Annotated in this window: 13 protein-coding genes; 3 read left to right on the top strand and 10 right to left on the bottom strand. The window is 57.2% G+C overall.

What is annotated here, in order from left to right:
• From EGI20_RS14055 to EGI20_RS14020, 8 genes are all read right to left on the bottom strand, one after another.
• A partial coding sequence (locus EGI20_RS14055; RefSeq protein ID WP_498632228.1) for an ArsA-related P-loop ATPase occupies positions 1-245 on the bottom strand: 245 nt, incomplete at its 3' end.
• A gap of 11 nt (positions 246-256) precedes the next feature.
• Complete coding sequence (arsD, locus tag EGI20_RS14050) at positions 257-625, bottom strand: arsenite efflux transporter metallochaperone ArsD (RefSeq protein WP_498632226.1); 369 nt, start codon at positions 623-625, stop codon at positions 257-259.
• A 36-nt stretch (positions 626-661) separates the two neighbouring features.
• Positions 662-1,135: an arsenate reductase ArsC gene (locus tag EGI20_RS14045; RefSeq protein ID WP_498632224.1), complete on the bottom strand. Its 474-nt coding sequence runs from the start codon at positions 1,133-1,135 to the stop codon at positions 662-664.
• A gap of 2 nt (positions 1,136-1,137) precedes the next feature.
• Positions 1,138-1,506, bottom strand: a complete 369-nt coding sequence (locus tag EGI20_RS14040) for an ArsR/SmtB family transcription factor (RefSeq protein WP_498632222.1) — start codon at positions 1,504-1,506, stop codon at positions 1,138-1,140.
• An 89-nt stretch (positions 1,507-1,595) separates the two neighbouring features.
• Positions 1,596-2,885, bottom strand: a complete 1,290-nt coding sequence (locus EGI20_RS14035; RefSeq protein WP_498632221.1) for an NAD(P)/FAD-dependent oxidoreductase — start codon at positions 2,883-2,885, stop codon at positions 1,596-1,598.
• Positions 2,886-2,990: 105 nt separating this feature from the next.
• Positions 2,991-3,896, bottom strand: a complete 906-nt coding sequence (locus EGI20_RS14030; RefSeq protein ID WP_124734345.1) for an ABC transporter permease subunit — start codon at positions 3,894-3,896, stop codon at positions 2,991-2,993.
• Positions 3,889-4,806 carry an ABC transporter permease subunit gene (locus EGI20_RS14025; protein ID WP_498632219.1) on the bottom strand — a complete coding sequence of 306 codons (918 nt, stop codon included), beginning with the start codon at positions 4,804-4,806 and terminating at the stop codon, positions 3,889-3,891. The genes EGI20_RS14030 and EGI20_RS14025 overlap by 8 nt, the downstream gene beginning before the upstream one ends.
• Positions 4,807-4,819: 13 nt before the next feature.
• Positions 4,820-5,962, bottom strand: coding sequence for an ABC transporter ATP-binding protein (locus tag EGI20_RS14020; protein WP_124734347.1), 1,143 nt, complete (start codon positions 5,960-5,962; stop codon positions 4,820-4,822).
• A 478-nt stretch (positions 5,963-6,440) separates the two neighbouring features.
• Between EGI20_RS14020 and EGI20_RS14015 the strand changes: the two genes are divergently transcribed.
• The 3 genes from EGI20_RS14015 to astE all read left to right on the top strand — a co-directional run bounded on the left by EGI20_RS14015 (position 6,441) and on the right by astE (position 9,141).
• Positions 6,441-7,229, top strand: coding sequence for an alpha/beta fold hydrolase (locus tag EGI20_RS14015; RefSeq protein WP_498632217.1), 789 nt, complete (start codon positions 6,441-6,443; stop codon positions 7,227-7,229).
• Positions 7,230-7,245: 16 nt separating this feature from the next.
• Positions 7,246-8,031 (top strand): enoyl-CoA hydratase-related protein, encoded by a 786-nt coding sequence (locus EGI20_RS14010; RefSeq protein ID WP_498632215.1) that lies wholly within the window; start codon positions 7,246-7,248, stop codon positions 8,029-8,031.
• Positions 8,032-8,142: 111 nt separating this feature from the next.
• Positions 8,143-9,141 (top strand): succinylglutamate desuccinylase, encoded by a 999-nt coding sequence (gene astE / locus EGI20_RS14005; RefSeq protein ID WP_498632214.1) that lies wholly within the window; start codon positions 8,143-8,145, stop codon positions 9,139-9,141.
• A gap of 21 nt (positions 9,142-9,162) precedes the next feature.
• On the opposite strand, the gene flgL is transcribed toward astE, so the two are convergent.
• Positions 9,163-10,341, bottom strand: a complete 1,179-nt coding sequence (flgL, locus tag EGI20_RS14000) for a flagellar hook-associated protein FlgL (RefSeq protein WP_498632213.1) — start codon at positions 10,339-10,341, stop codon at positions 9,163-9,165.
• A 15-nt stretch (positions 10,342-10,356) separates the two neighbouring features.
• The coding region (locus tag EGI20_RS13995) for a flagellar basal body rod C-terminal domain-containing protein (RefSeq protein WP_498632211.1) at positions 10,357-10,705 on the bottom strand (349 nt) is incomplete at its 5' end.

Here is a 10,705-nt window from a genome sequence, read left to right as displayed (position 1 = left end):
GCGGCGGCTTGCGGGTCGATTTCCAGCGCCGACAAGCCCGCTACCGCTGCAATCGGACGGATCGTATTACCTATGCTCTGGCCGAATACCTGTCCGACATTGGATGCCGGGTCGGTGCTGACCAGCAATACGCGCTGACCGCTACGCGCCAGACGGACGGCACTGGCGCAGGCGATCGAGGTCTTGCCGACCCCGCCCTTGCCAGTGAAAAACAGGAAAGCGGGCGGATTCTCCAGAAAGTGCATGCCGGACTCCTTCAGCAGCAGCCGGTGTTGCCACCACAGCAGGATGACTGGGCTGGCGCGCTGGCGGCGGCAAAAGTCGAGATACCGGCAAAACGCGCCAGCTCGGCGCGGCGCGGATAGCGCCCCATCAAGGCAATCTCGCCGTTAACTAGCACAAGCGGCAACAAGTCGGCGCCGGAGCGCTCGAGAAAGCCTTTAACCACCGGGTTTTCGGCAAAGGCCAGCGGCTCTTGCGCCAGGTTGAAGCGACAGATGTCGGCCCCCTGCGCCTTGGCCCAGTCAAAGTCGGCGGCGAAGTTCACCAGTGCCTGATCAATCTCGGTGCCGCAGACACCGGTCGCACAACACAGTGCCGGGTCGAAAATCTCGATTTTTTTCATATCAATAATCCTAATAATGTTGAAATGTTAATCACATCAGAAGACTTCACGGCCGATACGATCCAGCTCGGCCTTAAGCTCACTGCGATCCATGCTTGCCAGCGGCAAGGCCAGCAGCGCCTCGATGCGCGCACGCAAAGTGGCGTAGGCCGCAGTAAAGGCCGCGTCGATTTCGCTGTCCGTGCCGCTCGCATGCGCCGGGTCTTCCACCCCCCAGTGCGTACGCAGCGCCGGGCCCAGATAGGCCGGGCAGGTTTCGCCGGCGGCGGATGCGCACACGGTAATCACGATATCGGGGATAGCCGGCAGCGCATCCCAGCTCTTGCTGCTTAGTCCATCGATCTTCATGCCTTCGCGCGCAAGCAGCGCGATCGAGCGCGGGTGAACATAACCTGCCGGCTGGCTGCCGGCACTCATAGCCCTAAAGCCTTCCGGTGCCAGATGATTAAAGGTGACTTCGCCAAGAATGGAGCGGCAGGAGTTGCCGGTACACAGAAAAAGAATATTCATGCTTAAGATTCCAGCTTAGGAGAAACAGGGGGCAAAACGGTGTCCGGGCAGCACGAAGCGGCACGCGCATCGAGACACTCCTCCGGCTTGCCGCTGCAACACTCGGCGGTGAGATAGGCGATCAATTCCAGCATCAGCGGCAGATTGGCACGGTAGCGCTGAAAGCGTCCCTCCTGCGTCACCGATACCAGGCCCGCATGCGTCAGTGCCTTGAGATGGAAGGACAGCTTGTTAGGCGCAAGATCCAGCACAGCGGCAATTTCTCCGGCCACCAGCCCTGCATGACCATGTTTGACCAGCAGGCGAAAGGCGTCGAGGCGGATGCCGGAGGACAGCGATTCGAAAATGTGGGTAGCGGTTTGGTTTTCCATGCTTCAACAATACAACTAAAGTTGAAATGTTGCAATATCAAAAAGCGCCCGAAGGCGCTTAACGGAGCTGGCCGCGTGAACCGCTGCGCTTACAAATAGTCACGCAAGCGATAGTAGGCCATCCCCAGCACCAGTGCCGGCGTACGCAGCAGTTTGCCGCCAGGGAAATCGCGGTGACGCAACTTGCCGAACAGATCAAAGCGGCTGGCCGAGCCGGCGATGGCCTCAGCCACCACGCGCCCGGCCAGGCCGGTAATATTGACACCATGGCCGGAGAAGCCCTGCAGGTAGTAGACATTGCTGGACAGCCGGCCAAAATCCGGCGCGCGGTTCATGGTGATATCGCACATACCGCCCCAGGCATAGTCGATTTTCACATCAGCCAGTTGCGGGAACACCCTGAGCATGTCTTGCCGCATGGCTTCAGAAAGATTGACCGGCTCGCGCCCGGAGTAGCTGACCTTACCGCCGAACAGCAGCCGGTGATCGGCACTTAAACGGTAATAATCCAGCACGAACTGGGTGTCGCATACCGCCATATTATTGCCGATCAAGGCCTTGGCTCGCGCCTCCCCCAAGGGCTCGGTCGCAATTACATAAGTCCCTGCCGGCATGATTTTGCGCTCGAGCTTTGGGGCCAGCCCCCCGATATACGAATTGCACGCCAGCACCACATGCGCGCAGTTCACCTGCCCCGACTCCGAGCGCACGCGTGGACGCGGGCCCTCGTCGATGCCGGTCACCGGCGAGTTTTCATGAATGACCACGCCGGCTTCGAGACAGGCTCGTGCCAGACCCAGCGCATAATTAAGCGGATGGATATGGCCGGAGCGCGGGTCGAACAAGCCCCCCTGATAGCGCAAGCTGCCCAGCTGCTCCGCCAGCTGCGCGCGGCTCCACATCTCGGTGCCGCCATAGCCGTAATCCTGCTCCAGCGTCGCCTGCCACTCTTTAAGATCGTCCATGGCGGAAGGCTTCACCGCCGCATTGCAAAAACCGCGTACCCAGTCGCAGTCTATCTGATGGCGTTTGACCCGTTCATCAATGATGTCGACCGCTTCCACCGACATATCCCAGAAGGTGCGCGCCATATCCGGCCCCAGCTGCGCCTTGATGGTATCGATATCGCAGGAGTAGCCGACAATCACCTGCCCGCCATTACGCCCGGATGCACCCCAGCCTATGCGCGCGCCCTCCAGCAAGGTCACGGAAAAGCCTCGCTCGGCCAGATTCAGCGCAGCCGACAGTCCAGCCAGCCCACCGCCCACTACGCAGACATCGCTTGCGACCGCGCCCTGCAAGGGGGGCTGGTCGGACCAGGGCGTGGCGGTAGCAGCGTAATAAGACGGCACGTGGGCTTGATGGGCAAAGGTCAGCATGAACTTGAATGTCCGGGTAAAGTCGGGTCAAAGAGTCGAAGAATGGCTTAAAACAGCAAGATCAAAACAGCCGCAGCGCAGGCAAAAGGCGCTGCGGCTTGGGGCTTAAGCGCGCCCCGGGCGACCCATACCCTCGACGCCGACAGGCGGTGAAGGCAGAACCGGTGCATCGCCGCGCATCGCCTCGGCAATCGCGCGCTCGCGTTTTCTTTGCGAGTTAAGCATCAGGTAGTTGGCGAGGATCACGAAAATACCAACGATCAGCACCGTGATACTGGCCAGCGCATTGATTTCCGGATTCAGGCCCAGACGCACTTTGGAGAAGATCACTTGCGGCAAGGTGGTCGAGCCGGGGCCGGACAGGAAGGCGGTGGTCACCAGATCATCCAGCGACAGGGTGATCGAGAGCAAAAAGCCCGAAGCAATCGCCTGCGAGATCAACGGCAAGGTGATCACGAAGAAAATCTTGAACGGACGCGCGCCCAGATCCATCGCCGCCTCTTCCAGACTCTTGTCCATTTCCACCAGACGCGAGCGCACCACGACCGCAACATAAGCCATGCACAAGGTGGTATGACCGACCCAGATCGTGAAAAAGCCGCGTTCGGACGGGTAGCCGGTCAGTTGCTGCAGGGAGATAAACAAAAGCAGCATGGACAGACCGGTAATCACCTCGGGCATCACCATCGGCGCGGTCAGCATGCCGGCAAATAGCGTGCTGCCGCGAAAACGCTTGAAACGCGCCGAGACAAAGCCTGCGATGGTACCCAGCACCACCGCGGCCGTGGCACTGGCCAGCGCAATACGGATGGACAGCCATACCGCCGAGATGATCTGCTCGTTCTCGAACAGCGACGCATACCAGCGCAGCGAAAAGCCGCCCCATAAGGTCACCAGTTTGGACTCATTAAACGAATAGACGATCAGGCTGAGTATGGGTATGTACAGAAACAGAAAACCCACGACCAGCACGCCTTTAAGAAAGGGCGAGAGCTTATTGCCGTTATACATGGTTCTTACCCTCCAGCTCGCGCGTCTCGAAGCGGTGGAAAAAGGCGATCGGCACCAGCAATAGCAAGACCATTACGGTCGCCACTGCAGCGGCCATCGGCCAGTTGTTATTGTCGAAGAACTCGTTCCACAACACTTTGCCTATCATCAGCGTTTCCGAACTGCCAACCAGCTCTGGAATCACAAACTCGCCCACCGCCGGAATAAACACCAGCATGGAGCCCGCGATAATGCCGTTTCTGGACAAGGGCAAGGTAATGGTGGCAAACGCCTTCAAGGGCTTGGCGCCCAAGTCGCCCGCAGCTTCCAGCAAGCGCACATCCATCTTCACCAGATGCGAGTAAAGCGGCAGGATCATAAACGGCAGATAGGCATACAACATCACTAAGTAAAGCGAGAAGTCGGTATGGAACATCTGCAAAGGCTCGCTGATCACGCCAGTCCATAGCAAAAAGGTGTTGATCAGGCCGTTTTCATTCAGCAAGCCCATCCAGGCATAGACGCGCAGCAAGAAAGAAGTCCAGAACGGCAACATCACCAGCATCAGCAGCACATTGCGCCGCGCAGGATCGGTACGGGCAATGGCATAGGCGATCGGATAGCCCAGAAGCAGGCACAGCACCGTGGTCACCAGGGCAACCTTGAGCGATGAGATATAGGTGTCGAAATAAAATTCATCGGTAAAGATGAACAGGAAATTCGACAGGTTGACCTTGATATTAAGAAAGCCCTCCTCATACGCCAGCAAGCTGGTAAACGGCGGAATGGCAATATCCTGCTCGGCAAAACTGATCTTGAGCACGATGAAAAACGGAATCAGAAAAAATACGCCCAGCCACAGATACGGCATGGCGATCACGCTGCCGCGCCCGGGTTTGAGCCACTTTTTGGCAAAACGCTGGATGTCCATCGGGCCGTCCTCCTTAAGCGGTCAGCACGACAGGCATGTCGGCGCGCCAGCTGACATACACTTCATCGTTCCAGGTCGGCTCCTGCTCGCCCGCCTCGTACCAGCGGTTGGCCGGCACCATGGACTTGACCACTTTGCCACTGGGCAAAATCACGTGATAGATGGAGAAACTGCCAAGGTAAGCGATTTCCTTGACCTTGCCGCGCGCGGCATTGGGGCCGGCTGCGATGGGGCGGATATCGATACGGACATCTTCCGGGCGGACACTGGCCCAGACATCCATACCCTTAGGGCCGGTGATACCGTGACTGACCTGGATGCGCCCGCCCAGCTCGGCGGTTTCTATTTCGACGCGGTCGGCTTCATCGACTACCACCTGACCGGTAAAGAGATTGGTCTCGCCAATGAATTCGGCGGTAAAACGGCAATTCGGATAGTCGTAAATCTGTGACGGCGTGCCGACCTGCAACAGCTTGCCCTCGCTCATAATGCCGATACGCGTGGCCATGGTCATCGCTTCTTCCTGGTCATGCGTCACCATGATGCAAGTCACGCCGACCTTTTCCAGCGTATTGACCAGTTCCAACTGGGTCTGCTGCCGAAGCTTCTTGTCCAGCGCGCCCAGTGGCTCATCCAGCAACAGCATTTTCGGCCGCTTGGCCAAGCTACGCGCCAGAGCGACACGCTGTTGCTGGCCACCGGACAACTGGTAAGGCTTGCGGCTGGCGTATTTGCGCAACTGCACCAGATCCAGCATCTCCAGTACGCGGTTGGCGATTTCATCCTTGGGCAGGCCATCCTGCTTCAGGCCAAAGGCGATATTCTGCTCGACAGTCATATGCGGGAACAGGGCATAGCTCTGGAACATCATATTGAGCGGGCGCTCATACGGGGCCAACTGGGTAATGTCCTGCCCGTCCAGAATGATCTTGCCCGAGGTCGGGCGCTCCATGCCCGCCAGCATGCGCAGCAGCGTCGACTTGCCGCAACCGGAGCTGCCCAGCAAGGCAAAAATCTCGTGCTGCTGGATTTCAAGGTCGAGATTATCGACGGCAAAATTGTCGCCGAACTTTTTAACGATGCCGGCAATTTTCAGATAAGGCTGATCCGCCGCAGCTTTGGCCGCGCCGGATGAGGCAACAACAGCTTCCGTCATGATGACTCCCTCAATGTAGATTTGGTTTGCTGCGCAACTTCTAGTTTTTTGATTGCAGCTTGATCCGCTCAAGCATAAGCAAATTGCATGCCTCGGCACGGCGCCGACCACACATCCGGCAGCCTGATCTGTCATCTTGTACGCCGCCACAACACCCTGGCAGCACCACACAATTATCCAAATGGCAAAATGCACCTGCAGCTTATGTCATGTTTAATAAAATTGACAAGCATCAAATGCGGACTTTTTCATTGCTGCAGCGCAAGATAATGCATAAAAAACACGGGCTTAAACAAAAAACACCAGCACGCCATGCAAACCGCGACATTGTCAGACAATAGAATCGGCAAAAAAGCCAAAGAAAGTGCACACCTGTTTAAATACTCAAACAGACCAAGCAAGATTGCGTGCCCGGTAAAGAATCCGGAGCATGCGCAGGAAGACACTACAATGGTATAAACAGGATCGGAGGTGACGCATGCCCTACTTTGAAGCCCGGCAGCAGCGCTTGTTCTATGAAGACCACGGCAACAGGGACAAGCCGGCATTACTGCTACTTAACGGCATCACAATGAGCACGGCAGCATGGGGCTTGCTACTGCCTTTTCTGACACCACACTTCCGGGTTTTACAACTGGATTTTTGCGGTCAGGGCTTAAGTGCCAAGCCACCGGCCGAGCACTATTGCCTGAGCGATCAGGCGGATGATGTCGCGTCCTTGCTGGATCAGTTGCAAATCGGGCAAGCCAATGTGGCCGGATTGTCTTATGGCGGCATGGTGGCACAACACTTTGCACGGCGACATGCCAAGCGGCTGTCGCGCCTGATACTGGCCGCAACGCTAGCCTGGTCAGACCCGGTCAATGAACTGATTGCCCGCAACTGGGCCAGCTCGGATGAGGCCGGCGGCTTTGAGCTGCGCTTTGACACCGGCCTGCCCTGGCTATTTTCCAGCCATTTTCTCAGCACACAAAAGGCCATGCTGCCTCGCTTGCGCGAAATCGCGGCCAACGTAGACTGGCCGGCGACACAACGCCTAAGCCGTGGCGTGCTTGAACATGATGCGCGCGCTTGGCTAAATGGCCTCGATTGCGAGACACTGGTCATCGTAGGCAGCGTCGACCGTCTGACGCCCTATTACCAGTCCGCCCTGCTGGCGCAAAACAGTCCGCATGCCCGCTTATTGCAGCTGGATGATTGCGGCCATGCCTTGCATCTGGAGGCACCACAGGCCCTGGCGCACGCCATTACGCACTTTGCCGGATAAAGACAAGGAAACCAGAATGACAGCGACCATCCTACTCAGCCAAGACACACGCGGCGTTGCCACTATCCGCCTCAACCGCCCCGACCTGCACAACGCCATGGACGACGAGATGGTGGGCCTGCTCACCCACACCCTGCGTCAGGTCGCAGCCGATGAAAGTATTCGTATCGTCATCCTGACCGGTAACGGCATCAACTTCTCGGCCGGCCACGATATGGCGTGGCTGCAAAGGATAGCCGGTGCCAGTGCCGATGAAATCGCACAGCAAGCCCGTCTGGTCACCACCATGCTGCATACGCTGGACACCCTGCCCCAGCCTACTATCGCTCGGGTACAAGGCTCGGCTTTCGGCATTGGTGCCGGACTCATCAGTTGTTGTGATATTGCCTACGGGGTGTCCGAAGCCCTGTTCAGCTTCCCCGATACCCGCATAGGCGCCATTCCGGCATCCATTGCGCCTTTTGTACTGCGTGCTATTGGCGAGCGTGCCGCCCGGCGCTATTTCCTCAGCGCCGAGCGGCTCAATGCAGGCAAGGCCAAACGGCTGGGTCTACTGCACCAGGTTGTCGAAGACGAGGAACTGGATAGCGCCATCGCACTACAAGTGAGCAACTTGCTGTGTAATGGCCCGCAGGCCATGCATCAGGCAAAATGCCTGATTAATGATCTGGCTTTACTGGGTACGACCAAGGAAGCAATGGAGCTGGCCATCCACCGTGCCAGTGAAACACGCAGCAGCCAAGAAGGGCGGGAAGGTTTGCGCGCCTTCATCGAAAAGCGCAAACCGCACTGGCAGGACTAAGCCCGGCAGGCGGGTAGCCTATAGCGGATAGCACCGTTGGCAAAAGCACCCGCTTTTGCCGTATGCTATGTCAAACCGTTAATACGCTACCCGCCAGGAAATGTGTCCGCCATGCCGTTCAGCCCTCACGCCGACTTCCTCGCTGCCACGCTTGCGGCAGCAAAAACCGACTTCCCGGCCTCCTGCACACTCACACAACTACGCATGGTCTGGCCTGGCCATGGCTTGCTGGAACTCGTTCCGCACAAGCTAGCCGCGCATGCCGACCATATCCTGATATCCGCCGGCATCCACGGCAATGAAACTGCGCCGGTCGAAGTCCTCAATACCCTGCTTGGCGACATTATCGCCGGGCGCCTTCTATTGCAGGCCCGGCTATTGCTGGTTTTGGGCCACCCTATTGCACTCAAGAGCGGCGAGCGCTATATCGATTTCGATATGAACCGGCTGTTTGCCGGGGCACACCAGCAACACCCCAATGCGCAGGAAGCTTTGCGCGCAGCCGAGATCGAACGCACTGCCGCGCATTTCTTCTCAACCACACCCGAGGGCGCACGGCGCCTGCACTACGATTTGCATACGGCCATTCGCGGCTCGGTATTCGAAAAATTCGCCATCGTCCCCTTTTTGCACGACAAGAAGCAAAACGACGAGCAACAGGCGTGGCTAGGCGGTTGCGGGATAGAGGCACTGCTATTGCATAGCGCACCTGCCGCGACCTTCAGCTATTACACCAGCTACCACTGTCAGGCCGACGCTTTTACACTGGAACTGGGCAAGGCACGCCCCTTCGGCGAAAATGATCTATCCCGCTTTGCCGGCATTGAAGAAGGCTTACGCCGACTCTTGGCCGCAGCAAAACCCAGGCTCGCCCCCTGCCCGCTGCTATTTCAAGCCAAATACAATCTAATCAAGCACAGCGATGCATTCAGGCTCAATCTGGATGACAAGGTAGAGAATTTCACTCTGCTGCCTGACGGCATGGTAATTGCCGAGGATGGCGATACGCGCTATATCGCGCAAGGAGGGACTGAGCGCATCCTGTTCCCCAACCCCGGCGTAAAACCGGGACTGAGGGCGGGGATCGTCATCGAGCCAGTTGCCGCCTGAAGCGGCATTTACCGGCGCGGGTCAGATGTATTTGAACAGACTGAGTTCGGACACCAGCTTGTAGGTTTTTTGCGTGGTGTCCATCGCGGTGATCGCCATATTAAGGTCGGTAATCGCCTGCACATAATCCAGATCCTGCAACTGGCCTACGGCAGCTTTATATTGCACATCCAGACCTTCGCCGGTTTTGCTCAAAGTTTCTACCTCGGCGCGGCGCGCACCGATAGAGGTATGTGAGCGCAGCAATTGCTCATGCCCATCCTTCAAGCCTTCAATGGTTTTGGCTAGCGACTCATCATAGGTTGGCGGCAAATCCTTTGTTTTCGCCTGCTGCAAGGGGGTCACACCATCCGGCCCCAACACAGGGTTGCCACCTGCATCCAGCACGGGCTCAAGCAGTGCAGCACCATTCGCATCCAGTCGCGGCAAACCGTCCTTGAACTGCAGGGGTTTGCCATCTGCCCCCAGCACCGCAGCAGGCGGCGTCGCATTATCCATCACGACCTCGCCATCAGGCCCCGCCTTGGCCATCCCCTTAGGACCATCCGCCAGAATCTGGTCAAAACGGGCCAGAGCCTGCCACAACTCGTTTCCGGCGCTGAATTCGTCAGGCTTGTCCGCATTCGCCACCGTAGACGAGGCACCAAACAACAGCCCCCCCGGCTCGGTAATGGCAATATCACGAGACGCAGAAGCCGCGACATCCTGCCGTTGCCAGTCTCCCTTGTACTGGATGCTCATGGTCGGCTCCAGCGTCAGCTCGAATGGCGGCGTATCCGACTTGGTGCCACTAAACAGGTACTTGCCCTGACCGTCCGCACTATTGGCAATCCCGACCAGGCCTTTGACCTGCTCCTGCAACTGGGTACGCAAATAGCTGCGATCCTCATCCGTCAATGAGGCATTACCTGCCTGAATGGCCAGATTCTGAATACTTTGCAGGACCTCCCCTCCACGGAACAGATATTCCTCGGATAAAGCAAGCGTCGACTCTATAGTCCGGGTATTGATCATCATCTGATCATTGCGCGATATGGACTGACCCAGATTGATCAATTGGGCGGAGGCAACCGGATCATCCGATGGGCGGTTGATGCGTTTAAGCGATGAAAGCTGTTCGTTCAGGCTGGCCAACCGTGCCTGATTGCTGCTAAGGCTGTAATTGGTGGCGATATATTGGGAATTAGAGCTGATACGCATGATGCAATACCTCTGTTAGCGCATTTGCAGCAGATCGGAAAAAACCTGCTGTGCAATCTGGATGACCTTACTGGACGCCTGATACGCTTGCTGAAAACGGATCAGGTTGGCCGCTTCGATATCGAGGTTAACGCCGGAAAAATTTTCGCGTGTCACATAGGTTTCCTTCAGGCTCACGGCCTGAGCCTGTGCGGCAATTTTAACTTCATTGGTTTTGTTACCGACAAAGCTGACCAGCTGACCGAAAAAGCCCTGAAAGTCCGTCGTTTTTCCTGCCATATCCCCCGGATTGAAGTTACTGATGCCATCGGGGGTACTGCTCATTGTCTTCTTGGTCTGAATTTTGACCATCGCCAGCATATTG

This window comes from Aquitalea sp. S1-19, from assembly GCF_024343515.1.
Note: the sequence above shows the minus strand (reverse complement) of the source record. Positions and strands in the feature narration are given on the sequence as shown.

Coding starts and splice junctions, on each gene's coding strand:
- arsD (WP_498632226.1), bottom strand. CDS start 625: ATGAAAAAAATCGAGATTTTCGACCCGGCACTGTGTTGTGCGACCGGT.
- EGI20_RS14045 (WP_498632224.1), bottom strand. CDS start 1,135: ATGAATATTCTTTTTCTGTGTACCGGCAACTCCTGCCGCTCCATTCTT.
- EGI20_RS14040 (WP_498632222.1), bottom strand. CDS start 1,506: ATGGAAAACCAAACCGCTACCCACATTTTCGAATCGCTGTCCTCCGGC.
- EGI20_RS14035 (WP_498632221.1), bottom strand. CDS start 2,885: ATGCTGACCTTTGCCCATCAAGCCCACGTGCCGTCTTATTACGCTGCT.
- EGI20_RS14030 (WP_124734345.1), bottom strand. CDS start 3,896: ATGTATAACGGCAATAAGCTCTCGCCCTTTCTTAAAGGCGTGCTGGTC.
- EGI20_RS14025 (WP_498632219.1), bottom strand. CDS start 4,806: ATGGACATCCAGCGTTTTGCCAAAAAGTGGCTCAAACCCGGGCGCGGC.
- EGI20_RS14020 (WP_124734347.1), bottom strand. CDS start 5,962: ATGACGGAAGCTGTTGTTGCCTCATCCGGCGCGGCCAAAGCTGCGGCG.
- EGI20_RS14015 (WP_498632217.1), top strand. CDS start 6,441: ATGCCCTACTTTGAAGCCCGGCAGCAGCGCTTGTTCTATGAAGACCAC.
- EGI20_RS14010 (WP_498632215.1), top strand. CDS start 7,246: ATGACAGCGACCATCCTACTCAGCCAAGACACACGCGGCGTTGCCACT.
- astE (WP_498632214.1), top strand. CDS start 8,143: ATGCCGTTCAGCCCTCACGCCGACTTCCTCGCTGCCACGCTTGCGGCA.
- flgL (WP_498632213.1), bottom strand. CDS start 10,341: ATGCGTATCAGCTCTAATTCCCAATATATCGCCACCAATTACAGCCTT.